The sequence below is a fragment of the Nocardia blacklockiae genome (assembly GCF_015477355.1).
Classification (GTDB): Bacteria; Actinomycetota; Actinomycetes; order Mycobacteriales; family Mycobacteriaceae; genus Nocardia; species Nocardia blacklockiae.
This window is the reverse complement of the sequence record NZ_JADLRJ010000021.1, coordinates 1-23,652: the sequence shown is the minus strand read 5'-3', so window position 1 is coordinate 23,652 and position 23,652 is coordinate 1. Positions and strand designations below refer to the sequence as shown.

The 23,652-nt window shown below is 66.3% G+C and carries 25 protein-coding genes; 11 read left to right on the top strand and 14 right to left on the bottom strand.

Annotated elements, in window-relative coordinates:
* Positions 1-2 precede the first annotated feature (2 nt).
* The 3 genes from IU476_RS34465 (at position 3) to IU476_RS34455 (ending at position 3,264) form a co-directional block, all read left to right on the top strand.
* Positions 3-1,058: a terpene synthase family protein gene (locus tag IU476_RS34465; RefSeq protein ID WP_195106534.1), complete on the top strand. Its 1,056-nt coding sequence runs from the start codon at positions 3-5 to the stop codon at positions 1,056-1,058.
* A gap of 78 nt (positions 1,059-1,136) precedes the next feature.
* Complete coding sequence (locus IU476_RS34460) at positions 1,137-2,147, top strand: isoprenoid biosynthesis enzyme family protein (RefSeq protein ID WP_195106533.1); 1,011 nt, start codon at positions 1,137-1,139, stop codon at positions 2,145-2,147.
* Positions 2,148-2,223: 76 nt separating this feature from the next.
* A complete protein-coding gene (locus IU476_RS34455) occupies positions 2,224-3,264 on the top strand; it encodes a terpene synthase family protein (RefSeq protein WP_195106532.1) in 1,041 nt (346 codons plus the stop codon).
* A gap of 119 nt (positions 3,265-3,383) precedes the next feature.
* On the opposite strand, the gene IU476_RS34450 is transcribed toward IU476_RS34455, so the two are convergent.
* Entirely contained in the window at positions 3,384-4,070 is a 687-nt protein-coding gene (locus IU476_RS34450; protein WP_195106531.1) for a hypothetical protein, read from the bottom strand.
* A gap of 139 nt (positions 4,071-4,209) precedes the next feature.
* Positions 4,210-5,361: an epoxide hydrolase family protein gene (locus IU476_RS34445; protein WP_195106530.1), complete on the bottom strand. Its 1,152-nt coding sequence runs from the start codon at positions 5,359-5,361 to the stop codon at positions 4,210-4,212.
* A gap of 31 nt (positions 5,362-5,392) precedes the next feature.
* Between IU476_RS34445 and IU476_RS34440 the strand changes: the two genes are divergently transcribed.
* Positions 5,393-5,743, top strand: a complete 351-nt coding sequence (locus tag IU476_RS34440) for a zinc-binding dehydrogenase (protein WP_195106580.1) — start codon at positions 5,393-5,395, stop codon at positions 5,741-5,743.
* Between the two features lie 320 nt (positions 5,744-6,063).
* Here the strand turns inward: IU476_RS34440 and IU476_RS34435 are convergent, their stop codons facing one another.
* Both IU476_RS34435 and IU476_RS34430 read right to left on the bottom strand, forming a co-directional pair.
* Positions 6,064-6,330 carry a hypothetical protein gene (locus IU476_RS34435; protein WP_195106529.1) on the bottom strand — a complete coding sequence of 89 codons (267 nt, stop codon included), beginning with the start codon at positions 6,328-6,330 and terminating at the stop codon, positions 6,064-6,066.
* Positions 6,331-6,642: 312 nt separating this feature from the next.
* Positions 6,643-7,110 carry an NUDIX hydrolase gene (locus IU476_RS34430; protein WP_195106528.1) on the bottom strand — a complete coding sequence of 156 codons (468 nt, stop codon included), beginning with the start codon at positions 7,108-7,110 and terminating at the stop codon, positions 6,643-6,645.
* Between the two features lie 532 nt (positions 7,111-7,642).
* Here IU476_RS34430 and IU476_RS34425 point away from each other — a divergent pair.
* The gene (locus IU476_RS34425) at positions 7,643-7,972 is read left to right on the top strand and encodes a hypothetical protein (protein ID WP_195106527.1); all 330 of its coding nucleotides are present in this window, start codon (positions 7,643-7,645) and stop codon (positions 7,970-7,972) included.
* Complete coding sequence (locus tag IU476_RS37410) at positions 7,929-8,216, top strand: hypothetical protein (protein WP_500048439.1); 288 nt, start codon at positions 7,929-7,931, stop codon at positions 8,214-8,216. Before IU476_RS34425 ends, IU476_RS37410 begins: the two co-directional genes overlap by 44 nt.
* 85 nt (positions 8,217-8,301) lie before the next feature.
* Here the strand turns inward: IU476_RS37410 and IU476_RS36575 are convergent, their stop codons facing one another.
* Positions 8,302-8,805: a TetR-like C-terminal domain-containing protein gene (locus tag IU476_RS36575; protein WP_324194557.1), complete on the bottom strand. Its 504-nt coding sequence runs from the start codon at positions 8,803-8,805 to the stop codon at positions 8,302-8,304.
* On the opposite strand from IU476_RS36575, the gene IU476_RS34415 reads away from it, so the two are divergent.
* Positions 8,785-9,978 carry a hydroxymethylglutaryl-coenzyme A reductase family protein gene (locus tag IU476_RS34415; RefSeq protein WP_195106526.1) on the top strand — a complete coding sequence of 398 codons (1,194 nt, stop codon included), beginning with the start codon at positions 8,785-8,787 and terminating at the stop codon, positions 9,976-9,978. The two genes, IU476_RS36575 and IU476_RS34415, sit on opposite strands and share 21 nt — an antisense overlap.
* A 67-nt stretch (positions 9,979-10,045) precedes the next feature.
* Here the strand turns inward: IU476_RS34415 and IU476_RS34410 are convergent, their stop codons facing one another.
* The 5 genes from IU476_RS34410 to IU476_RS36570 all read right to left on the bottom strand — a co-directional run bounded on the left by IU476_RS34410 (position 10,046) and on the right by IU476_RS36570 (position 15,846).
* Positions 10,046-10,249 carry a hypothetical protein gene (locus tag IU476_RS34410; RefSeq protein WP_195106525.1) on the bottom strand — a complete coding sequence of 68 codons (204 nt, stop codon included), beginning with the start codon at positions 10,247-10,249 and terminating at the stop codon, positions 10,046-10,048.
* A gap of 124 nt (positions 10,250-10,373) precedes the next feature.
* Positions 10,374-11,774, bottom strand: a complete 1,401-nt coding sequence (locus IU476_RS34405) for a cytochrome P450 (RefSeq protein WP_195106524.1) — start codon at positions 11,772-11,774, stop codon at positions 10,374-10,376.
* An 85-nt stretch (positions 11,775-11,859) separates the two neighbouring features.
* Positions 11,860-12,927, bottom strand: a complete 1,068-nt coding sequence (locus IU476_RS34400; protein ID WP_195106523.1) for a terpene synthase family protein — start codon at positions 12,925-12,927, stop codon at positions 11,860-11,862.
* Between the two features lie 533 nt (positions 12,928-13,460).
* Positions 13,461-14,567 (bottom strand): hypothetical protein, encoded by a 1,107-nt coding sequence (locus IU476_RS34395; RefSeq protein ID WP_195106522.1) that lies wholly within the window; start codon positions 14,565-14,567, stop codon positions 13,461-13,463.
* A gap of 904 nt (positions 14,568-15,471) precedes the next feature.
* A complete protein-coding gene (locus IU476_RS36570; protein WP_228824788.1) occupies positions 15,472-15,846 on the bottom strand; it encodes a hypothetical protein in 375 nt (124 codons plus the stop codon).
* 33 nt (positions 15,847-15,879) lie between these two features.
* Here IU476_RS36570 and IU476_RS34390 point away from each other — a divergent pair, with 33 nt between their 5' ends.
* Positions 15,880-17,166, top strand: coding sequence for a hypothetical protein (locus tag IU476_RS34390; protein ID WP_228824787.1), 1,287 nt, complete (start codon positions 15,880-15,882; stop codon positions 17,164-17,166).
* A gap of 113 nt (positions 17,167-17,279) precedes the next feature.
* Here IU476_RS34390 and IU476_RS34385 read toward each other — a convergent pair whose 3' ends face one another.
* On the bottom strand, positions 17,280-18,038 hold the full coding sequence (locus IU476_RS34385; protein ID WP_195106521.1) for an SDR family NAD(P)-dependent oxidoreductase: 759 nt from the start codon (positions 18,036-18,038) through the stop codon (positions 17,280-17,282).
* A 325-nt stretch (positions 18,039-18,363) separates the two neighbouring features.
* Between IU476_RS34385 and IU476_RS34380 the strand changes: the two genes are divergently transcribed.
* Positions 18,364-19,050, top strand: a complete 687-nt coding sequence (locus tag IU476_RS34380; protein WP_195106520.1) for a hypothetical protein — start codon at positions 18,364-18,366, stop codon at positions 19,048-19,050.
* A gap of 492 nt (positions 19,051-19,542) precedes the next feature.
* Complete coding sequence (locus IU476_RS34375) at positions 19,543-19,965, top strand: hypothetical protein (RefSeq protein ID WP_195106519.1); 423 nt, start codon at positions 19,543-19,545, stop codon at positions 19,963-19,965.
* A gap of 339 nt (positions 19,966-20,304) precedes the next feature.
* On the opposite strand, the gene IU476_RS34370 is transcribed toward IU476_RS34375, so the two are convergent.
* A complete protein-coding gene (locus IU476_RS34370; RefSeq protein ID WP_195106518.1) occupies positions 20,305-21,054 on the bottom strand; it encodes an SDR family oxidoreductase in 750 nt (249 codons plus the stop codon).
* Between the two features lie 132 nt (positions 21,055-21,186).
* Here IU476_RS34370 and IU476_RS34365 point away from each other — a divergent pair, with 132 nt between their 5' ends.
* Entirely contained in the window at positions 21,187-21,813 is a 627-nt protein-coding gene (locus tag IU476_RS34365; RefSeq protein ID WP_195106517.1) for a TetR/AcrR family transcriptional regulator, read from the top strand.
* Positions 21,814-22,034: 221 nt separating this feature from the next.
* Here IU476_RS34365 and IU476_RS34360 read toward each other — a convergent pair whose 3' ends face one another.
* Both IU476_RS34360 and IU476_RS37270 read right to left on the bottom strand, forming a co-directional pair.
* Positions 22,035-22,352: a hypothetical protein gene (locus IU476_RS34360; protein ID WP_195106590.1), complete on the bottom strand. Its 318-nt coding sequence runs from the start codon at positions 22,350-22,352 to the stop codon at positions 22,035-22,037.
* Complete coding sequence (locus IU476_RS37270) at positions 22,255-23,043, bottom strand: helix-turn-helix domain-containing protein (RefSeq protein WP_369123142.1); 789 nt, start codon at positions 23,041-23,043, stop codon at positions 22,255-22,257. The genes IU476_RS34360 and IU476_RS37270 overlap by 98 nt, the downstream gene beginning before the upstream one ends.
* Positions 23,044-23,652 lie beyond the last annotated feature (609 nt).

Below are 23,652 nucleotides of genomic sequence, written 5' to 3'. Positions count from 1 at the left end.
GAATGACGGCAGCTCACGACGAACCTCCGATCGAGGAGATACCGGCCTTCTACTGCCCGATCGAGCCGGCCATCCATCCCGGCGTCGTCACGCTCGAGGAGAATGCCCGGGCGTGGCTGACGGAATGGCGCCATTTCGGCAACGCCCCGGCCGCAGTGCTCGGAAGTCGCAGCGCCGAGTTCTGCGCCCGGATGACACCGCGCGGGCAACTCGACCGGATGCAGATCGCGGTCGAATGGACGTACTGGGGTTTCGCTTTCGACGACACCTACTGCGACAGTGCTCCCTGGAACACCCGCACCACCGAATTCGCGCGGCTGGCAGGCCGTCTTCTGCGCATGCTGGAATCGCCGGGCTCGGAGATCCCCGAACCCCGCCGCGCTCTGCGTCCGCTGGCGGACCTGGCGCGGAGATTCGCCGAGGTGGGCACCCCCGTTCAGTATCGGCGCTGGGTACTGGCCCAGCGCGCCTGGCTGACCGGCGTGCTCTGGCAGATCGGGAATCAATCCGATGCGGTCATGCCGTCGCTGGACGACTACCTGGCCATGCGGATCAACAGCGCGGCCGGAGAACCGGTCACCGCCATGATCGAGCTGGTCACCGGTCCGCAGATCCCGGCGGACGAACTGGAATCCCCCGCGGTGCGCGCCTGCACGGAGATGGCCCGAATGCTCGCCTCACTGGACAACGACATCCAGTCCTACGCCAAAGACCTCCACCACGACGAGGCCGACCAGAACATCGTCAACGTGCTCGCCCACCAGCGACGCTGCTCCCGAGTCGCGGCGGTGCGCAGCGCCATGGCCGCCCGCGACCGGATCATGTGCCGGTTCCTGCACCTGCGCGAGAAGACCGCCCCACGCCGATCCACGCCGACACGCCGATACCTCACGGATCTGGGGCACGTCGTGCGGGGGAACCTCGACTGGGGCTTCAGCACTCCCCGCTACCAGGTGCCGGGCTCCCCACCGAGTGGCCGCTGGACCGACCGGCCCAGCGACCACAGCACCGAACCGCCCGCCTCCACCATCGCCTGGTGGTGGGACTCGAATCTGTAGGTCGCCGAGGCAGTGCCGAATCAGCAAGGGGCGCACCGAGTTCACTTGGTGCCCGGCCCCACACCGGAGGAATTGATCATGATCGAGTTCGGCAATACCATGAGCCCTGTAGTACCCGCGATTACGAGCAGATTCGCGGCGCGTGAGCATCCGGCCGATGAGGAACTCCGCACCTACACGCGGCGGTTCTGCGAGTCCGTGTTCTATGCCGTGGCCGACGACAAATACGATGCCACCGCCGGCGGCTACCTCGAGGTGGGCGGGCGTTTCGTCTCGCTGCTCTATCCCGGCGGTGCGCGAGACCGAGTTCGGGCGGCGACGCATCTGATGCTGGCGTGGGTACTTGTCGACGACCGCATCGACGCCTCACTCGACCCGGCCCACATCGAAACGATCCTGGGCAAACTGACCGACGCCGTGTGGCTGACGTCGCCGGCCGACGAGCCGGAATACGGCATCATCGCCGAGTTCCTCGCCCGCGGTGACTGGCAGCCCGATACCCGTCGACGCTGCCGATCCGGGCTCCAGCGCTACATCGACGCCACGCGAACGCTACGGACCATCGAAATCGAGAAACGACCGTTCACCCTCGATCAATACATGAGCGTGCGCCCCGACAATCTGGGCTGGGACATTCTGCTCTACCTCCCCGCCTACGTGTCCCCCGATCTCGCCGCAGAGTACTGCGCCGCAGAACGCACCGACACCTATCGCGCCCTCTACCGCGACACCGGCACCTGTGTGGGCATCGCGCTGGATCTCGGCCTGGTCGACGCCGGCCGGCACAACCACACCGCGTGGACCAACATCGACGCGATCATCCAGCGCAGCGCCATGGAAGACATGAACCACCAACAGGCCATCGACAGCACCGTCGACCTCTTCCACCGGCTCGAGGACCGCATCGAAGCCGACCTCACGGCCCTCGCCGCGCAGTTCCCGGCCGTCGCGACCGCCCTGCGCGATGTCTACACCGGCAGCATCGCCTGGGTCCACGAATTGCGCGGACGACGCTACAGCGGGGTCGATACAGCCGGACGAACCCCCTCAGCCGCACCGGGACCAGCGGCAGCTCGTCGACACCGATGACGTGCACCGCAATGAGTCGGACATTGTAATCCCCTGCCACACAGCACAATTCGCCGCCGAAACGGAGGAGGAACAGATGGCGCCTGTGAGCGATCGGTTGCTGTCTTTACCGCTGTCCGCCGCGAGCAACCCGCACGCCGCGCAGGTCCAGCACGAACTCGAGGACTGGGTGGTACGCGCCGGACTGGTGCGCAACCGCGTGACGGCGCGACGTGCTTCGGTCGCCGAGGTGGGCATGTACGCGGGCTCGATCCAGCCGGAAGCACCGTACGCACGACTGCTGGTCTACGCGAAGCTCCTGACGTGGATGTTCCTGGTCAACGATCAGTACGGCCAAGGGATCTACCGCACGCCGGAGGCGTGGCGACTGGCGGTCGCGCCGCTGTACCCGATCCTGAGGCATACAGGCGCGCGTGCGTCCGTGTCGGCCAGTCCAGCCGCTCGGGCCCTCATCGAAATCCTCGGCGAGATCTATCCCGGGATGTCCGCCGCCTGGCGTCAGCGTTTCGCGGACGGTGTCTGGCGTGGTTTCGTCGCGGTGGGCGTCGAAAGCCGAGATCGCCGACAGGGCAGGACCCCTCGTCTCGACGAATACCTCCGCAATCGGTCCGCTACGAGTATGGGCGCGCCACTGATCGAACTGTTCCGGTTCACCGCCGGAGTCGAACTTCCCCCGGAACTGACGGTCAGCCGTCCTTACCGCGAGTTGGTCTGCGCCGCAACAGATGTCATGGCCTGGATCAACGATATCGCCTCATTGGAAAGAGAGGAGGCCGCAGGGGAGGTACACAACCTCGTCATGGTGCTACGAGACGCCGGCGACATGAGTCGAGAGGACGCCATCGCGGCCGTCGAAGACCGGATTCTCGCTCGCATAGACGACTGCGCTGCGTACAAGGGTGCGATTCGCCGCGACTTCACCGCGAACGCTCCGAGTCCAGCCGATCGAAAAATTATCGATCACCTGTTCCGCTCCATCGACTATTGGATCACCGGGAACATCCGTTTCGCGGCCACCAGCCCCCGATACCGGATTTCGTCCGGCGGCAAGGAGAGCAGGCCCGACGAAATAGCGGACATCCTCCTGTGCGGCTCCTGTTCGGAATCGGCGCGATGACCGACTCGAACGGCTCCCGATTCCGACCCTGCCCAGCCGGTCCCTCTCCCCGCTCCATCCCGCTCGTACCGAGATTTGCGCCCACTGTAAGGCGTTCTGCGACGACCAGCATCCCGCGTTCACGCGTCGTCGTCTGCGCCGCTGGGTGCTGACGGGTCCGGAGCCTGGTCTGTCGGGGAAGCCTCTTCGGCGGGCGGGTCGCCGGGGCGGTGGAGTTCGCGCTGGCTGTCGGCGGTGGCGCGGTCGATCTCTGCCTGTTCGCGTCGGATGCGGGCGTCGCTGCGGTTCAACGCGGCCTCGCTGCGATCCAGCCGTTCGGCGCTGGTTGCCAGCAGTGCCCGGCTACGCGTGATCGCTGCCCGCATCAGGTCGGCGGTGTCGGTCGGCTGGCCGAGGGCACGGGCGCGTTCACTCAATCGGTGTTCCAGGGCGTCGAGATGTTCCTCCCGCTGGTCGGCGGCGCGTTCCCGCTGGTCGGCGTGCCCTTCGCGGATGTCGGCCGCGTCGTCGCGCCGGTCGGCGAGCGCGTCACGCTCGTCGGCTGTGGCCTGACGCTCGTCGGCGAGAACTTGACGCTCGTCGGCGGTGGCTTGGCGTTCGTCGGCCGTGGCCCGGCGTGCCGAGGCCGCCGCGGTGTCATCTGCTCGGCGCTCGTCAGCGGCCTGTTCGCGGCGCGTCACCGCCTCTTCACGGGCTTGCACCCGAGCTTCCCGTTGTTCGAGCCGGTCCTCCCGCGCGGCCCACGCCGCAACGCGCGCGAACTCTTCCGCATCACCCTCGCCCGGCTCCCTCTGTTCTGTCGGCACCCTTCGAATCATGCCCGGAAACAGGCGCGCGGGGGTAGAGACGGCAAGCCCTGGTACCAGATTCCGCTCGATCCGCCGAGGCGGGGTGTCTGTCTTCTCGGCCGGGTCGTGGCGAGAGCAGCGTCACTCGGGGCCGGTGTCAGGTGCGGAGTTGCCGGAAGAAGCCGCGGATGTCGTCGGCGAAGATCTCGGGGACTTCGAAGGCGGGGAAGTGCCCGCCCTCGGTGTGTTCGCGGAAGAACGCGATGCTGTCCTCGGCGCTGAGGGCTTTGCGGACCAGCGGGTCGCTGTAGAACAGCGATTGACCTTGTGGCACTGTCGATTCCCCGCCCCAGCCGGTGTTCTCGGCGTGGGCGATCTCCCAGTAGAAGTCGGCCGCGGCGGGCCCGGTGCGGGTGAACCAGTACAGGCTCGCGGTGATCAGCACGTTGTCGCGGCTGATCGGTGTGGCGGGGTTGGCCCACTCCACGAACTTCTCCGCGATCCATGCCAATTGCAGGATCGGGGAATCGGCCAAGCCCGCCGAGATGGCGTTGGGTTCGCTGGACTGCAGCACCCGGTAGCCCTTCATCTGCGCCCAACCGCGTTGCGCGGCCTCCAGCTGTTTGCGCTCATCGGCGTCGAGTCCCTCGGGGACGGGGAGGTCCTCGCCGACCATGCCGAGTTGCAGCCGGTCGCCGTGGGTATGCGCGCCGATGACCCGCTCGGGCAGCAGTGCCGCGATGCGGGTGGTGACCCCGGCGCCGATATCGCCGCCCTCGACACCGAACCGGTCGTAGCCGAGCCGGGTCATCAGTTCCCCGAACGCCAGGGCGGTCCGGTCGAGGTTCCAGCCCCGTGCCGAGAGCGGGCTGGAGAACGCGAACCCGGGCAGCGACGGGATGACGACGTGGAAGGCGTCGGCCGGGTCGCCGCCGTGCGCGCGGGGATCTGTCAGCGGCCCGCTCGCGGCGAGGAATTCCACGAACGAGGTCGGATAGCTGTGGTTGAGCAGCAACGGTGTCGCGTCGGGTTCGGGGGAGCGCAGATGCAGGAAATGGATGGTCTGCCCGTCGATCTCGGTGATGAACTGCGGGTAGCTGTTCAGCTTGGCCTCCTGCGCCCGCCAATCGAACCCGTCCGCCCAATAGGTGGCGAGTTCATGCAGGTAGTCCGGCGCGATGCCGTGGTCCCACCGGTTGTCGCTGCCGGGCACCAGGTGCGGTGATCGGGTGCGAGCGAGGCGGTCACGCAGATCATCGAGCTCGGCCTGCGGAATCTGGATCCGGAAGGGCATGATGTCAGCGTCCATGCAGATCAACCTAGAGATCGCATAGGTCAGAATCCGTCCTACCTCGCTCGCGCACGACCGTGTCGGCCACCACACGCGTCGCGAATCCTGTCCTTTCCTCGCCCAGGGCATGCTGCCCGTGTTCTGGGTGTGGCCAGCCCCGGCAACCATGAGTTCCTCCGAAGCTTGGGCGCCGCGGAGGTGTTCGACTACCACGACTCCGACTGGGCCGCGCAGGTGTGCCGCGCTGCGGCGCCTCGACGCGCTGACCGTGCTGGTCGAGGCCGGTAAGCTACGTCCGATCGTCGAGGCGGTGCTGCCGCTCGAGCAATCCGGTGAGGCGCTCGCGCGGGTGGCCGGTGGACATACCCGCGGCAAAATCGTGGTGCAGATCGCTCCTTGATGGCAGTACGGCGACGTCTGCTACCCAGCACTCGGGCATCCGGTACCGGAGTTCGACAACTCCCAGCGCCTTGTGATGCCGCGTGGCGTGCGGTTCGGCCGCCGGCCGTTCAGCAAGCCCGATGGTCAGCGCGTAGAGATCATTTCAGTGGCCGAACGCACTGAATGCCGATTACAGGCTCGGATCCGGGCGCCTCGGATTAGGGCGCATTTCATCGGATGTGTTGCAGTGCGACGTATCCGATGAACTGGCGAATATGACATTTCCGCAAACTGCACGTTCGCCGCTCGGGCTGCCCGGCTTCTGACCATGCGCATAGCTCAATCCAGCAGGCACCCCTCTCGACCACCGCGGTCGATGCACTCGTAGAAATAGCGACGGTAGGTCGCATCTCGAGTGGACTCGGCGGGATAGTCCTTGTCGCACTTCTTGGTATCGCGCCGTTCACTCAGCGCATTGTTGACGCACCTTTTCCATTCCGTGTGGTCGCTGGCATGCGCAGGGATGGCGAGGGCTATGCCTGTGAGGACCGCTGTTGCGAACACGACTGCGATCAGTCGAACGTATGCGGCGATTCCGTGAGCCATATTCGTCTCCTGTCTCGGCCAGATCAGACGCGTCGGGCGGATTCGGCTGGTTACGGGATCCATCCAGGCAATAGACGCTACAGCGAGCGCCATGGTTTCGGTGGTAGCAGTCGCCGTGTCCGCGCCGCCCTGCCGAGTGTTCGGCGCGGCGCGACCGAGCTACGAACGAACGCGCTCACCCGGTGAAGAGCCTCGCTCAGTGGGTTTCGCGGTGCCGTACTGCTGTGTCGCAAGGCTTCTGTGTGGCGCGGGTTCTGCTCGGCTGCGAAGTGGGTGCGCGTGGTCCGGGTTCGCGAGTGGACGCCTCTCGCCTCAGTGTTGCACCAGCCCACCGACTTGCACGGCCGCGACATGACCGGTTGCCGGGAGCGTCCGAGCCAGCGCGAGCCCGATGTCGACGAGCGAGGACCGGCGCAGGCGGGTGACGCTGGAGATCGGGGCCCAGGTCGGCTCGGTGGTCGCACCGTCGGGTTCGGGGCGGGGTCGGCCGCCGTCGACACGGACGCGGTAGAAGATCCCGACGTTCTGGTGCTCGGTCCCGCCACGTGAGGCCGCGGCGGAGATCACCCTCGAGTCCACGCCGAGCAGGCGTTCGACGGTTCCTCGGTAGCCGGTTTCCTCAGCGAGTTCGCGAGTCACCGCGTCGAACGGGTCCTCCGCGTGCTCGACCTTGCCTCCCGGAAGAGTCCAGTTGGGCTCACCGCCGGCCGGTGCATGCCGGGCGAGTAGCACCTGCCCCTGCTCGATGCATACGGCGTAGGCCGCCAGCCTGAAACTCATGTCCATAACCTCCACGACCCACGGCGCTCCCGAAGTGACTGTGCCACAGCGTCATCGGCGTGCCGTATGTGCGGTACCGATCATGCGAAGGCACCGCCACATAGCCCTGTAGGTCGCACATCCAGGTGTCGATGATGCGGCTCACCGCGGTGCCACGCGCACGTACGCCCGATGGTCCACCGGCCAACTGCCGGGCGTCTGCGGCATCCGTTGACCGTGGCACGCCATCTCGCGACGGCCAGGCCCGCTTGCGCGAGGCTACCGTTCGTCGGGCCTTGAACTGTCACAGCGTGACGTTTCTGTCGCGGAGGTTTTATGGGTGCGCTGCCGTATCCGGCTCGCGCCACGGCAGCAGGACGTCGGATTCCGCTGGAGCTCGCGTCGCGCGTTTACGCACCGCGGGCCCTCGGGCCGCACCGGGAGTCGAGTATCGAGTCTCGGCAATGGAGGGCGTGCCTCCGGAGACGCCGGCTCAACCGGCTCACGCGGGTGGACGACGCCGTATCTCGTTGCGACACTGTTGTACTGCGCGGTGCTGTTCGCGCCCAGCGGGGTGTATCTGTTGTGGGCGTATCCCGAGTGGGAGACGATGCAAGTGGCCGATGGTCATTCGTCACAACCGGCGTGGCTGGTCACGGTGTTCGTGATCACCAACGTCACTCAGGGCGTGCTGGGCTACCGGGTCGGGCAGCTCCTGATCAGTAGTGGGCATCGCTATGTGGCCTTCCTGCGGGCCGGCGTCGCATATTTCGCGATGTTCTTCATTCTGGTGCACGTCTGGGACGGTCGCGGGTACCAGCGATTCCTGTCTGCCGATCGTGACGTGTTCGCCTTCGTGGCCGCGCAGTCCGTCGGTCGGTGAGGTGTGGGACAAGGCGGCCCGGTGGCTGACCTCGTCGGTTTTCGGGCTCACCCTGGGCTCGGCGATCCTCGCCAGTGTGCTGATCCATCTTCTGGGTTGGTGGGTCGGTGTCCCGGCCGCAGCAGGCGCCATCTGGGTAGCAGCGCTGTGGCCGCGAACAGGACTGGGCTACAGGCTTTTCCAGCTGCTGAAACTATCGGGCCCTGCGCACGATCGAGCAGTCCTTGCCACCACCTCGGGCTGACCGGTGGTGCGCTGCCGATTGTGTCCGGTCAACGGGCGGTAGCCGGGTATCAGATGACGAGTTCGGTGACGGTCTGTGCTCGATGTCATTCGGGTTGCCGGGTCTGCCGGTATGTGTGGAGCAGGGGGAGCCACACCTGGTCGACGATCTCGGTGATCGCCGCATCGGGTACCGCTTGCAGCGTCGTCAGCAGGTCGTGGCGGAGCAGGTCGAACGGCAAGTTCATGATGCGCGGCGGCCATTGGGCGTCGGGGAGGTCCCCGCGCTGGACAGCGCGTGCGAGGATGCGTTCGAACGGGGGCGTACGGTCGTCGGGTCGTAGGGCGGCGCGTAACTGACCGAAGGTCGTCCCGGTGGCCAGGAAGTAGTCGGCCAGGAGCACGTTCATCAATACGATGCTGCGCCCGCGGTCGGCGTTGACGGCTCGCAGGAAGCCGATCGCGTCCTCACGCAGGCTGCCGGTGTCGGGTACCTCGACGCGTGGCCAGTGCCCGGCAAGGGTGGCCAGCAGCAGGTCCTCGCGCTGTGGCCAGCGCCGGCGAGAATTATCGCAGAAGGTAGAGCAGATATGACGACTTCCGCCAGCCACCAGAGTATTCCGGCCCGTGGCGAGTACACCGAAGCGGCTCGTCAGCGCAGGCTCGATTGGCTTCGGCAGACCTCCGGCGCTGATCTGGAATCATTGGACCAGCTGGGAATCGACGCGACAACCGTGCAGAACAACGTCGAGAACCTCGTCGGCACCGTCGAAGTTCCGGTTGGCTTGGCCGGTCCCTTGCTGTTCGCCGGGGACCATGCCCGCGGCTTGGTCACCACGCCGCTGGCGACCACCGAAGGTGCGTTGGTCGCCTCCGTGACACGAGGTGCAAACGCTGTCACTCGGTCCGGCGGGGTTGTCACAAGGGTCATCCGGCAACGGATGGTCCGTGCGCCGGGCTTCGAGTTCGGCTCCATCGACGAAGCTGCCCGATTCGCGGCCTGGGTGCCGGATCAGCATGCGGCGCTGGCTGAACAGGTTCGTCAAGTTTCGAAGCATTCCGTGCTGGTCGAAGTCGACCCGGTGCAACTCGGCCGCGTCGTCCACGTGCGGTTTTGTTACGAGACCGGCGACGCGGCCGGGCAGAACATGACCACGGCGGCCACCCACCGCGGCTGCGAATGGATCGTTGAGCAGATCGAAGCGGCCTCGGACCTCACGCTTGTCTGGCATGCTATCGAAGCCGTGCTCAACAGCGACAAGAAGCAGTCCGCCCTCAACAGGCTCGGCGGGCGAGGTCATCATGTTGTCGCAGAATGCGCACTCGACCGCGCCACCCTGCACGATGTGCTCAAGACCACCGCGGGAGAAATGGAGCGAATCCTGCGGATAGCCACGGTGGGCGGGCAGTACGCCGGACTGAACGGTGTCGATATCAACGCCGCCAACGTCATCGCCGCGATATTCATCGCAACCGGCCAGGACGCCGCCAGCGTCTACGAATCGGGAGCGGCGATATTCTCCGGTGAACGAGTCGGCGACGGACTGCGGATGACATTACTGTTGCCGAACCTCGTGGTCGGTACAGTCGGCGGCGGGACCGGGCTGCAGAAGCAGCACGACTACCTCGAGTCGCTCGGGTGCGCAGGCACCGGCGGGGCCCGACGGCTCGCCGAGATCATCGCGGGTTTCGCACTCGCACTCAATATTTCGACCATGGCGGCGGTTACCGCAGGGCAGTTCGTCGACGCACACGAACGGCTGGGCAGAAACCATCCCGAGTGATCGTCGTCGCCGAGATCTGAGCAAACGACTGCCCGGTGCTCGAGACGTTACAGACCCGATCGAGTAGTTACAAACCCGATCGAGTATCGGCGCCGAGGGCGAGACGCGGAATAATACTACGGCGCTGAATCTCCTTCGGCCCGAACGGGTACGCGTGTCGTGGCTTGATCTCGGTATCGCTCAACGTTTCGCCGTCGGTGTCACGAGCTGTTGCCAGCATCGAGAGCAGATCGCCGTAATCGCGGTCGTTTCCGCGGCGATCGGTGATCACCCGTGCCAGGGCACGGTGGACGCCGGCGCGGAAAGCGTGAACAACGTCGCGGTGGCCACCTTCGAGGTCAGCGCGTTCATCTGCGCCCTGACGTCAATAATCTGTCCGTCGTTCCAGGAGTCGGTCAGTATCCCCTCGGAATGTTCGCTGATCTATGACGCGTGCCGCTCGAACGGCTTCGAGTCCGAGCGCGATCGATAACTCGCAGCCGTAGCCCGGCGGGCTTTGTCGGTACGGACAATGTGGGGCGGACTCGCAGACCGGGGATGGGCTGCAGACGCCAGCGGGCTGCGATGGTTGCCAGGGCCAGGGTGGCCTCATTCGTACCGAAGTTGTCGCCGATGCATTTGCGTGCGCCAGCGGAGAACGGGATAAATCCGCTGGGCGGTGGGTTTGTGTGTCCCGTCAGCCACCGGTCGGGGTCGAAGCGGTTCGGATCTTCGTACAGGTCGGGCAGGTGATGGATGAGATAGGGACTGTAGGCGATCGTGGTCCCGGCCGAGAGGAAATGGCGGCCCAGTTCGGTATCGGTGGTGACCGAGCGCGTGAACAGCGATCCCGGGGGATACTGGCGCAGGGTTTCGGTGACAATCCTGCCGGTCAACTCCAGTCGGTCGAGATCGGTGTACTCGGGTCGCCGCCCGGCCAGGACCTCGTCCACCTCGGCATGCAAGCGGTCACCGACGTCGGGGTGTGTTGCGACCAGGTACAGCGCCCATGCCAACGTCGCGGCAGTCGAGTCGGTTCCTCCGCCGAAAAATGTCACCGCTGCGTCGATGAGTTCGGAGTCGGACAACGCCTGCTCGTTGTTGTCGAGGCTCTGGGCGATCATGAGAGCCGACAGCAGATCGCCGTGGTCGATGCCACTGGCGCGGCGCTCGGCAATGAAATCGCTCAACGTCCGGCGCAGCCGCGTGTTGGCGTGAGTGAACCGGCGGTTGCCCGGTGTCGGCAGCCGAGCCAGCGCGGCGGGCAGCACCATGCGGCGGGTCGTGCCGGCAATGAGGGTAGTGAGGTCGACGAGCATCTGATGCAGTACGCGGGACGGCAGGTCGGTGTGGAACATCGCGGTGCCGAATGTTGTGGAGGTGATGGTCATCATCTCGGGATATATGTCGAGGACCTGTCCCGTACTCCAGTTGTCGACCACCGAGGCGGCGTGGGTCACCATGGCGTGCGCGTAATCGGGCATGCGTGCGTGGTGGAAGGCGGGCTGGGCCAGGCGTCGCTTGCGCCGATGCCGACTGTGCGGGCAGGTGCCGAGTCCGTCGCCCAGCCACTCCCGGGCCCGATCGAACATGAGACCGCCTTTGTCGAAGGTCCGGTCGTCGAGCAGGATTTGACGGGTCAGTTCCGGATCGCAGGCGATCACGATCTTCGCGGGGCCCAGGCGCACCCGTACGAGGTCACCGTGCGCCGGGAGGGAAGATAGAAATGCGAAAGGTCGCCGTATGAGCGATACCAGGTGACCGAGCAAGGGTGACGCACCCGGCGCGGTCGGTATCGAATCTGAGAATTCATTCATCTTGGATTACCGATCAATGGCAAGAATTCTGCGGTCGGCTCGAGTCTCGTCCACGCCGTGCCGATTTCTGGTCGGTGTCCGTTGATCAGGTCGACCGGAGCGATGGCAGGTTTTGGCGGCGCTGCTGGCAATAGCGCCCGGTCGTCGGTTCCACGTGCCAGCGCATGGCTCCGCCGGTACTGAGCAGCAGGCTGTTCCACCAGGCCTGGGCCCGGGCGGTCTCTCGGGGGTCGAGCCGCAGGGTTGCCAGCAGATCAGGGAGACGCGGCTGTCGAGCCAGGACGGTGTCGCACAGGTCGACGACCGTCTGATAGGCGATGTCGATGGCGGTCTGGAGTCCACAGGATCGGTCCTGTTGAATGCAGTAGACGATGTTGTTGTAGGGGTTTTCCCTGGCGAGACTGCAGATATCGTTCCACCAGGCGACGATCAGCGTGCAATCGGTGAGTGTCTGCTGGATGACGGGGTGCCGGATGAATCGCCGCGGTAGGAATGGGGCGTCGGTGAGCTCGATGTACTCCCAGTCGAACGACATCTCGGATGCCCAGAACCGTTCCCGGCGTTGTTCGGCCACTGTTGCGATACGCCGGTTACAACGCAGGGCAGTCTCCCAACGGTAATGGTCGAGCCAGCCGAGCGTATGGGTGACCATACGTTCCCACAGTTCCGCGCCGGCGCGCTGGCGGATCTGCTCCCAGAGGTGCATCAGGGTGTAGTTGAACGGATCGGCTGTCTGGTCGGGAACATAGCCGGCGAACACCCTTTTGGTGTTCTCCACTGTTTCGGCGGTGGCGTTTTCATCCCAGCCGAGGGGACCGTCGAATTGGTCGTCGTAGGCGAAGAAGAAGCCGAAGATGTCGGCGACGAGTTGAAGATCGATCAGACCGATCCGTGGATGCATCAAGGATGCGACTCGCGCAACGCAGGCGCCAGTGGTTTCGTCCAAGGGGACACCCAGGCCGGCCAGCCTGTCACGAACCGGGGTGATGCGGTCTTGAAAGGGGTTGGCTTCGAACGGCAGCCGGATTTCGAACTGGGGAAGCAACACCTGCTCTCTGCCGGCGAGCTTCGGATCTGCGAAACCATCGACGATCGCCCCGGCACGCCGGCCAGGAGGATCGGTGCTGTGGCTCCTCAGCTGCGTGCGATCCATTCTCGGTCCTTTCTTTCCCGGGTGGCACCTACGGTGTGGAAGCGCACAGCAGTTTCCCCAGTCGAGGTTGTCCATTGAGTTCACGCCCCGGTCTTCCAGGGGGACTTGGGGTTCGAGGGTTTCGGTGCCGGTGACGAGCGGCGATATCGGCATCTCGCGTTTGTTCCAGAGTGCCGCCCTCCCCGTAGGAGCCGGAAGGCTCCGCCGCGCATGGGCAGCATGCGTAGCCCGCATACGTCGTCGGCCGCGGGGAAGCAGCGTTCCGCGCGGTACGCCCGGGATCCGGTCAGGTTGTTCCTCGGCCGCACGGATCGGTTCCGGCCTTGTTCCGACGACGGTGCGCGGCATCGCGAATCCGGCTGCTGCTCATCGCCTTCGCCTGGTACTGCTCGCGGTACTCGCTCTCCGCCTGTTTCGCGCGAAATAAGGCCGTCCCGAGTGCCCGCAAACCCGGGACAACCACGCTACTGGTTAACTACGAGGACATGCTGAAATCTGTTGTGCGCGATGAGAACACTGATCGTCGTACCGGTTCAGGCACACGGTGTGCGAGTGAGCGCGGTCGCGAGCGTGGCCGCTGCCGCCTTCTCGGCGGTTTCGACCGTGCACCGTCCGAAACCACATGCCGTCGCGACACCGTGGGCCGGGCGGTCGAGGGCGTCTTCGAACAAGGCCAACGCGTGTGCGCTGGAATCGGTTTCGGGGGACACCACACCCGCGATCACCCGCCATTCGGGGTCCAAAGCGCGCAGCGGGTGGTAGAACTCAGGCGTGAGCGGGGCCGGTTCGGCGCCGTAACCACATGGAATGTGCACTGGGGGAAGGGGAATCGCGCGGCGGCGCAACCGGCGGGCGGTCGCGTTGAGCAATCGCACGGCCGGTGCGAGTGAGCGCGGCGTCAGCAGGCTCTTGTGCTGATAATCGCCGTAGCACAGGTGCAGGACGGTCTCCAGTTCCGCGTCGTGCGTGCGGGTCAGCAGTGCGGCCAGCTGTCGGGCGAGCAAGGGCGCCAGCAGCCGGTCGGCGTGGAACTGTGCGGCTTTCACCATGGCGAGCATCGCGATCGGAGTCTCGATCTGCCAGACGATGTGACGGTGCCGCGCCGATACCGCCGCCATCTCCCCGAGCACGGCGTCGACGAACACCGGCAGCATTCGCACGGCGTCGAGGACCGACGCGGCATGGCGCAGGGCCGGCAACGTCGGCAGCCCCGACGACACGGCGGCGCTGGCGAAGACGAACATCGTCATGTCCAGCGGATTGGGTTGGCTGATCTGTAGTCGCACGCCCGGCGCCGCGGTGTTCTCGGCACGCAATTTCTCGTAGGCGACGACGATCTCGTCGATCCGGTCGGCGCGGTCCATGGCGACGTGCTCCGGACGGAGACGCCGCCCGCGCCGCACCCGGTAGGTGGGAAAGTCGCTGTAGTCGGCGAATACGCCGGGTCGTACCAGCTCGAGGGTGTCGGCGTGTTTCGCGCGGGCGCGGAGATAGTCGAGGATCCAATCGGTGTCGAGGTCACGCGGAATGGCGCCGACCGTCGCGCCGGTGCAGCGGTCCAGGAACCATTGCAGCGCTGCGCGATCGTCAGCCGCCAGTTCCGGCGGCAGACTTCCGACGAAATGAGCTATACGAGCCATACGAATACTCCAGACGCTGTGCGTCCACCCGAGACGGCGGATCAGCGAATCGGAGGCTACCGGGATTTCCGGCGAGCAACATCGGTGCAACACGGTCCTACGTAAGTATCCCAGCCCCACCGTGCTCTGCGTCGTCCTCGACCCGACTGCTGCGGCTGACCGGCGACACCCACCGAAACCCGAGGCGCACAGGCACCGTCACGACACGGCACCTGTCCGATCGGGCACGCCGCAACCACGAGCCGGGCTCGGCTGCCCCGCGCAGGTCCGGTGTGGGGTCGGTGGGATGCCGCCGCGCCATCAATCGCGTAGGGCGGCACGGTCCGCGGCGTTGTCGGGCGAAACCATCGGTTCCACCGCCGACCGAGGTATTGGCACCGCTGACGACTACCGCCACGCGTTCGCCCGGCTCCGGCCGATAGCGCCCCGAGAGCACCGCGGCGAGGGCGGTGGCGGCGGCGGGTTCGACGTGCAGCCGTATGGCGTTCCACAGCGCGTGCCGGGCGTGGCGGATATCGTCGTCCTCGACCAGGAGCATCCGGTCGACATGGTCGCGGGCGACAAACGTGGCACCCTTGTTTCGTCACCCCGACCCGTGTTTATACCAACACCGCGACGTGATGACCCTCCACAGCGGTGTTGGTGTCCCGCAGGCATATCGACCTGTTCGTCATGTCTGACAGCCGCGGATCTGTCGGTCCGTGCGCGGATCTTGTATGCATGTTCCGCATTGTCGTTATGCGTGGCGGTGACTTCCGTGCAGCCGAGGGTTCGGGTGATCCTGGAGATGCGTCCCTCTCGGGGGCGACACACTGTCGTTCGCCAGGAGTTCATCGTGCCTGAAGATCTTCGCCCCGCTGTGATCGGTGGACGGAGCGATGGCCGGCATCCAGGGTCCGGCGTGTCACTGCCGGTACACGAGCCCGGAGCCGGTCTCGCCGATCTGGTTCTTGCGCGGCTTCAGCCGGCCACGGCTGAGTTCGGCCATGGCGAGCGAGCCGTGTCGACGCGGCTGGCCCTGTCCGGTCAGGGTGGTTCCGGTGAGGTGTTCTCGGTCGGTGCGGCGCTGGCCGGTCGGCCGCGATCGTGGCCCGAGCCGGATGCGCGAGCCAGGCGGCGACTGCGGTGGTTGGAGACGAGACTGGCCGATATTGTGGCCTCGTTCCCCGACGTCGCCGTTGAAGTCGAGATGTGCCGCCTGACCTGCGAGCTGCTGGAAGGGGTGTGGCGCAGCAGGATTCACAACGGGCACGCCGACGCATCCGCCGAGGGTGAACAACCGTGCACCTGTGCCTTGTGTGCGAGCCTGCCGGTGGCGCCGGCGCGGGGACCGGACGACTACACCTGGCGGCGCAGCGACGGCCGGCCGTTGGAGACGAAGATCCGGCCCTACCGGCGGGAGCTGGACTGTGTGCTGACCGGCGGTTGGAGGTGGACGCGACTGCTGAACGACGCGGATCGCGATCTGGGGCTGCGCTCGCGGTACGAGGACGACATTCTGGCCCTCCACGAGTACAAGCGGGTAGTCGCCGACCTCGACGCCGCGCGTGCGGATCGGAGTGTGCGGCAGGGTTTGGCCACCCGATTCAGCGTTCACGGGGCCCGTGCCCTGGTGGTGGGGTTGTTCGCGGCCTACAAGCGGCAGGTCGACGAATACTGGCTGGACCGGCACGCGCGCGGCGTGGTCTCGCTGACTGCCGCCAACCCGCTGGATACCGGCAGCTACGTGCTGCTGCAGCTGATGGACTGCCTGTTCTGGCACGTGCCGCCGGATACCGAGTTGTGGTCGGAGCCCCACCTGGCAGCGCTGGTGATGTGCCGGCTGCTCGACGACATGACCGATGTGCGCGCCGACGCCGTCACCGGTGAGATCAACAACTTCTGGCTCAGCACGATGCCCACCCACGACAAGGTCGTGTACGCCGCCTGCGCCATCGCCATGATCAAGTTCGGGTGTACCCCTGAGGCACACGCACTGCTGTGGAACTCATGGCTGATGCCGACCACGATCGGCTGGCAAGGGCTGGCCGGGCGGCACGCCCTGTGGTTCGACGGGCTCACACCTGCCCTGACGACAGTCGATGCTCGCCCGGCCGGGCAGTCGAACCGGGACTGCCCGCTGTGCGGGCTGCGTCCGGACAGCGGGGCCGGGCTCCTCACGGGCGGCCTGAACCTGTCCTCGGGGCGGCGGCCGACCGTGGGCACACTCGGAGACCGGGCGGCTGCGCTGGTCGAACGCTGCCGCTTCGAGTGCCCGGCGGCGGCGCCACTGCTCGGTGAGGAATTGGCCGCGTTCGAAGCACTTCATGGCCCCTGGCGCGGCAGGGTGGACAACTGCTGGGAGATCCTGCGCCGCACCTATATCGCGGCGGTACAGGCTGTTGTCACCGGGGACACCGACACCAGGCGAGCCCGCGCGATACAGACCGACTCGGCTGCGGTCGGAGCCGCCCGGTTCCACCACCTGCACCGCGCACCTGCCGCGGGCGAGGACACCGCCCTGCTGGCGTACATGTTCGGCTGCGCCCACCCTCATTTCCTGTGGAACTGCCTCGGCTACACGCCCAGCCCGGTACACGGCGACTGGCTCGACGGCTGACGCCCCACCCGACGCGCGTTCCCGCGCGGCGCAGATGCGTCGACCGGACCGTGCGCACATCGAGCGCGGTGTCATGGAAGGACCACAACGACTTCGCTACCCGCACACGCCCATCACCACGGAACGCGTGTCCCGTCCCAGGACCAGAGGGCGCCGGTGGGGCCGTTGTCGGGCAGGAGCGCGAGACGGATGGCTCCTGTGGCGGCTTCGGCGGGGTCTCCGCCGACGGTCATGCCGGGGATGAGGTTGGTGCGGCGGCGGCCGGGTGCGAGGGCGTTGACCTTGACGTTGTCGCCGAGCGTCTGGGCCGTGAGAAGTGTGACGGCATTCACGGCGGTCTTCGAGCTGCGATAAGCGAGGCCGCCGCCCCGCACGCGTTCCGGGTCGAATTGCGGATTCGGGCCGCTGTTCCAGGTGAGCGATCCGGTGCCGCTGGAGACGTTGACGATACGAGGGTGCGCCGAGCGGCGCAGCGCCGGAAGGAAGGCCTGGGTGACGGCGATGAGCCCGAAGACGTTGGTCTCGTAGGCGGTCCGCAACTGATCGAGTGTGGTGCCGGTGATGTCTTCGCCGCCGGGGTTCACGCCCGCGTTGTTGACCAGAATGTCCAGGTCGCCGACCTGTCCTACGGCCGCGGCGATCGATGACGGGGCGGTGACGTCCAGCTGCACGACGTGCGCGGTAGGGCCGAGTTCGGTCGCTGCCCGCCGCCCCTTGTCGACGTCGCGTGCCCCGATCCAGACAGTGAGGCCACGGTCGAGCAGCTGTCGGGCCGTGTCGAATCCGATGCCGCTGTTTCCTCCGCTCACCAGCGCGATCAATCCGGGCGCCGGCGGGCGGATCTGTGTGGGAAGACGGACGATCTCGGTCATGATGCTCCTTCCAACTCCAACGTTTCGGTTGGAATAGTTTCGTCCTGTCCACCGAGCTGGAACGGCTCGCGGCCGCCGTCGATCTTCGCGCTCATCGCCCTCGCCGCCTGGTGGCAGACCGTGCCACAGCTCGCCGAGCTGATCACCGGAAACGGACCTGACGACCAGCAAGAGCGCGCGGCCCGCCGACGATTTGTCGTCGAGGCGGCGAAACGGCTAGCTACGGCGCGCCACTGACCGGCTCAGCAGCACAGTCATAGCGGAACCCCGTGCTTGGTAACGGTTGTCATCTCTGCCCGCGCGCGTTTCCGGCATGATTCGAAGGGTGCCGACAGAACAGCGGGAGCCGGGCGAGGGTGATGCGGAAGAGTTCGCGCGCGTTGCGGCGTGGGCCGCGCGGGAGGACCGGCTCGAACAACGAGAAGCTCGGGTGCAAGCCCGTGAAGAGGCGGTGACGCGCCGCGAACAGGCCGCTGACGAGCGCCGAGCAGATGACACCGCGGCGGCCTCGGCACGCCGGGCCACGGCCGACGAACGCCAAGCCACCGCCGACGAACGCCAAGTCCTCGCCGACGACCGTCAGGCCACAGCCGACGAGCGTGACGCGCTCGCCGACCGGCGCGACAACGCGGCCGACATCCGCGAAGGGCACGCCGACCAGCGGGAACGCGCCGCCGACCAGCGGGAGGAACATCTCGACGCCCTGGAACACCGATTGAGTGAACGCGCCCGTGCCCTCGGCCAGCCGACCGACACCGCCGACCTGATGCGGGCAGCGATCACGCGTAGCCGGGCACTGCTGGCGACCAGCGCCGAACGGCTGGATCGCAGCGAGGCCGCGTTGAACCGCAGCGACGCCCGCGTCCGACGCGAACAGGCAGAGATCGACCGCGCCACCGCCGACAGCCAGCGCGAACTCCACCGCGCCGGCGAACCCACCGCCGAAGCGACTCCCCCGGCACACCAGACTCCGGACCCGCCAGCACCCGACTGCGCAACCAAGAACCCCTGAATCCGGCGTCCGACCGACACCACCACACAACCGACCGCCGACCACGCAAACACCACGATCGGCATCGAAGAAACCCGGCAATTTCATGCGGGACACCTGCCTCAACCGGTGAGGATCCCGTCCTGCGATAACCGCCAGGAGCGTCCTATCTCAGGAGGCCCCGCGTCGGCTCCTCGCTCAGGGCCACTGCCCCGCGCCCCGACGATTGGGCGCTGGTTATCGTCCGAGGACAGGAGCTGACCTGATGCTATGCGACGAGACCCCCGGAGCGCCCTTGTAATGCCGCATATCGCGCGTTCGGGGTCAGGCATTCGGATCGAAATCCGTGTGTGAGCCGGAGACGGTCCGCATTGCCGAAGCCCTTGCCGTGACGACCCGGCGTGGCAGGTCGATCTATGAATCAGTGCTCAAGATTTCACCGTCGACCCCCATTATCAGGATCTGCTGGATTCCTGCCTGGACATCCCCGAAGCCGGGATTCGGTGCGCCCTCATGTGGTTCCTGACCGACGGAAGCCGAACGCTCGACAGGCGTATCGAACGAGCCATCCAACACCGTCGAGCAACCTCGGAGGATGCGGTCGATATCGCTTATCGACTGGCCCCCCAGCAGTTTCGCCACGCCAGGAAGAAGTCGGACGACTTCATCAGCCGCACCAACCCACGGCGCCGACCCGAAGGCGACAGCGTCGAGATCGAAGCGCTCTGGCACGCTTTGGCTTTCGGCGGCGACGTCGACCCTGGCGCCGACATCGTTGCCGACGCCATGTTGCGAAGCATGCGCTTGTTTTCCACGGATCCACATGCGCAGTACAACGAGGGAAGAACAGCGATCGAAAAGCTTTTCGGCGATCTCGAACGCACGGGGAAAGCGCCCGGACACCGCACCCAATACGTTCCGACCGCGACCTCCTGAAATGTGAACACTTGCTTCGGTGAACTCACCCGAGTCCCGATATCTCAGGGAGACCGACAAAGATCGTGGTCAGTCTCACCGAATAGGTACCGCCCAACCATCGGCAACGTATAGGCACATTCAAAGGACAGACTCCGGCACTGCACTGCCGCCAAGCCCCGATCCCTACCTGACCGACCGCGGCTGGGAGCTGAACGCGACGAGCGCCCGAGACCTGTTCGCCGCCAGCGGCCTCCCGCCACCGAAGGACGACGACTTGCGCATGGGCGACCTGCTCGACGTCAGCGGCATTCTCGGGGCCAGGGGCCCTCGATAGGGGTCCAGCGCTTCGCAGCTTCCTCAGTAGGCGAGTTCGCCGATGCCGCCGTCGACGCGCAGCACGGTGCCGGCGGTGTAGGCGGACTCGTCGGAGGCGAGGTAGACGGCCGCTTTGGCTATTTCGGTGGCGGTCCCGACGCGGTGCAGTGGCACGACTCGTTCCAGTTGCTCGTAGATGGCGTCTCGGCGCTCGGGGCCGAGAGGTCCGAAGGTGTCGGTGCGGGTCGGCCCGGGGCTGAGCCCGTTGATCCGGATACCTCGATCTTTCAGTTCGTAGGTCAGCCCGCGTGAAAGCGACAGCAGCCCCGCCTTCGCGGCGCCGTAGACTGCCGCGTTCTCGTGCCCGACGAAGGCGGAGACCGAGCCGACGAGGATGACCGAGGACCGCCGGGAGAACAGTGGCAACAGGGCCTTGATCAGGAAAAAGGGCGATTTGAGATTAGTGGCGACGAGCTTGTCGAAAGCCTCCTCGGTCCATTCCTCGATCGGGAGATGAGTCACGTCGGCGGCGTTGCCCATCAGGATGTCGAGCTTGGGCCATTCGGCCTGCAGCCGCGCGGCGAGCACCGCTTGGCCGGGTATGTCGGCGGCATCGCTGCGGATCGCCACCACCGGGCCCCCCAATTCTCGCGCGGCCTTGTCCAACTTTTCCTGCGAGCGACCGGTGATCGCGACGGTTGCTCCTTCGGCAAGGAACTGACGGGCGGTTTCGAACCCGATGCCGCCCGTACCTCCGGTGATCAGTGCGTGCTTTCCCGCGAGACGACTCACGACTCGTTCTCCTCACCTCTGACTGCGGCTCGCTGGTTGATCCAATGACTTATGTGCAGCCGTTCCAAAAGTCACTTCGGCCGACGCTACGACTTCTTGAACGCTTCGTCAAGAAGTCGTAGTGTGGGACGGGTGGCACGTACGGGACGTCCCCGCGAGTTCGACAAGGATCAGACGCTGATACGCGCAGTGCAGCTGTTCTGGTCCCGCGGCTATGAGACGACCTCGGTCCAAGACCTGGTCGACGCGCTGGGCATCGAACGCGGCAGCCTCTACGGAGCGTTCGGGGACAAGCGCCGCTTCTATCTCGACGCCGTCCGGCTCTACTGGGAGGTATACGAGCAGCACCTGGTCGCTACACTCGACACTCCCGCACTCCTGCCGGCACTTCGCGAGATTCTGACCCACCCGGCACGCTTGGACGAGTTGATCTCCGACGTGGGCGCACCGAACGGATGCCTGATGGGCAACACCAGCGCGGAGCTCGTACCACACGATCGCGAAGCCACCGAGCTCGTCGCCCGCTCGTACTCTCGATTCACCGATATCGTCACCGGCGCACTCCGCCGCGCACAGGCAGCCGGCGAAGTCACCGACAGCGCCCCGCCCGAGGCCCAGGCCCAGCTACTGCTGTTCGTCGTCCAAGGACTGTCGCTGGTGTCGAGGGCGGGCCTCGACAGAACCGCGGCCCTGGCCGCGATCGACACCGCCATCGACGCGTTACGGGCACGGCCGAACCCATCGCCGGTCGTGAAGTGAGTAACCCGGAACCGCGCCCGCCGATGTTCCGACAGTCCCTCCCGGCTGGTCAGCGGAGCCCGGTTCATGCGGATGCGAACAAAGCTCTATACCCAGGTCCTGGGTAATTGAGGGCCTGCAACGCTTCGAATCGGAGGTCGATCGAGCCCAGAGCGGGGTCGAGTCGGAGCTGTTCGACGGCGAAACCCACTCCGTGGGAGCGGGTTTCGCCGTAGCGGGAATCAGGGCAGGTAGCAGCGATCGGTGGGCAGGGACTCGACGGTGCCCGCGGGCAGGCTGACCTTGGCGCAGGCCAGCGTCGGGTAGGAAGCGGCCGTGTCGGAGTCGGCGGGGAAGTCCGCGCAGTAGGTGACGGCCAGGTGGTCACCCACGGTCACAGTGCGCTCGAGCGTGAAGTCCGCCGGAGCGGCCTCGCGGGTGGACAGCGAGTTCTGCTGCGGATCACCGTCGACCATGAGTGTGCACTGCACGGTGCCGCCGGGCAGGTCGGTGCTGATCCGGCTCAGCGTCGCGGTGACCGACTCCCCGGAGACGGTCACGGTGGCGCTGCTGGGTGGAACGATGACGGCCCCGGCTGATCCCGAGGCGGTGAGGACGGCTGCGGTTGATGATGCGACGACAAACCCTGAAAGTGCGCTGCGTGCGATCATGTGCAGAATCTATCGTGCCCCGAGCCGAGGTCTTCCCAGCGTTGAACTGGAGCGCGGTGCGGCCGCCGTCGTGAGGGCAATGCCCGGACCCGCCGTCGGACGAGCAGCTGACTGTGGGCGGCGCTGCCCGCAGAACCTCCCCGCGACCGGCCGTCGGCGGCAACGTGCGCCGTATCGCTCGCCTCGGGCCGATCGGCAGGGACGGCGGCCCGGCCGAACGTCGTGACGGCTTCGTCCTCCGGCCAGGATGCGGCGAAGCCCTCACGACACCCTCTGCGGCTTTTCGAGGGCGTTTCCACTGTGCGGCACGGGGGCGGCGCATTCCGTGACCGATCGTGCCCGATCCGGCTGCGCGGTACTCCCTAGGCGTCAATCCGGTCCGCTGCCGGAAGACTCGGTAGAAATGCCGTTCGGTGGCGAATCCGGAGGCAGCCGCGATCACGGCGTGGGACCGAGCGGGATCCGACCGCAGCAGGGAGCGGACATGGCCTACGCGCAGCTCTCGCACCATGCTCATCAGCCCCCTTCCGTGTTCGTGCTCCACGCTTCGGATACCGGCGTGTGTGGGACGAGTGCACATCGATGATCGTCTGCATGATCGCCCCCGGTCACGTCGCACCGTCTTGCAGCGATCGAGCGCCGATCTCAGCACCGGACGACTCCGCCGGGCACGACCCGACCGCATCGACCGCTTCCGCACCGGACGACGAACCCGCCTGCTGCCCAACTATTCTCATGTGAAATCTCCTGGCCGGAGTGCTGCCGTCCGAGCCCGTCTGCCGGGCTCGTGGATGGATCGGTCGTGGCGGGTCGAGTGTAAGGCCGGTGAGCGTCGATCACCCGAGGCAATCGGTCGCGGTCTGCGCCGATTCGGGTTCCACTGGTCGGGCGGGGTTTGACACGCACTGCGCAGCAGTAGATTCCGATGTGACGGGCCGAGCGCGCATGCCGCTGAGCGCTCGGTTGCGCAGCACCGCCGACGCCGTCGGCGGAAGTGCACCCTCATGCCGCGACCCGCGCGGGTTTGAGCGCGTGACGGATTCCAGTGGCCGGGTCTGCGGTCGGCGCGTCAAATGGTGATCTGTTCGGCGAGGGCATTCGCCACGGGCTTCGGAACGAAGTTCTGAAGCCCGTGTCCCACGCCGGGCAGGGTTCGGATGCGTCCGTCGCGGGCGTGCTCACGGACGAG

Bases quoted from the DNA above. Each gene is read 5' to 3' on its own strand.
- IU476_RS34375 (WP_195106519.1), top strand. From the start codon at position 19,543: ATGTGGTTCCTGACCGACGGAAGCCGAACGCTCGACAGGCGTATCGAA.
- IU476_RS34385 (WP_195106521.1), bottom strand. From the start codon at position 18,038: ATGACCGAGATCGTCCGTCTTCCCACACAGATCCGCCCGCCGGCGCCC.
- IU476_RS34455 (WP_195106532.1), top strand. From the start codon at position 2,224: ATGGCGCCTGTGAGCGATCGGTTGCTGTCTTTACCGCTGTCCGCCGCG.
- IU476_RS34395 (WP_195106522.1), bottom strand. From the start codon at position 14,567: ATGGCTCGTATAGCTCATTTCGTCGGAAGTCTGCCGCCGGAACTGGCG.
- IU476_RS34430 (WP_195106528.1), bottom strand. From the start codon at position 7,110: ATGAGTTTCAGGCTGGCGGCCTACGCCGTATGCATCGAGCAGGGGCAG.
- IU476_RS34400 (WP_195106523.1), bottom strand. From the start codon at position 12,927: ATGGATCGCACGCAGCTGAGGAGCCACAGCACCGATCCTCCTGGCCGG.
- IU476_RS34435 (WP_195106529.1), bottom strand. From the start codon at position 6,330: ATGGCTCACGGAATCGCCGCATACGTTCGACTGATCGCAGTCGTGTTC.
- IU476_RS34460 (WP_195106533.1), top strand. From the start codon at position 1,137: ATGATCGAGTTCGGCAATACCATGAGCCCTGTAGTACCCGCGATTACG.
- IU476_RS34415 (WP_195106526.1), top strand. From the start codon at position 8,785: ATGACGACTTCCGCCAGCCACCAGAGTATTCCGGCCCGTGGCGAGTAC.
- IU476_RS34445 (WP_195106530.1), bottom strand. From the start codon at position 5,361: ATGGACGCTGACATCATGCCCTTCCGGATCCAGATTCCGCAGGCCGAG.
- IU476_RS34405 (WP_195106524.1), bottom strand. From the start codon at position 11,774: ATGAATGAATTCTCAGATTCGATACCGACCGCGCCGGGTGCGTCACCC.
- IU476_RS34465 (WP_195106534.1), top strand. From the start codon at position 3: ATGACGGCAGCTCACGACGAACCTCCGATCGAGGAGATACCGGCCTTC.
- IU476_RS37270 (WP_369123142.1), bottom strand. From the start codon at position 23,043: ATGTGCACTCGTCCCACACACGCCGGTATCCGAAGCGTGGAGCACGAA.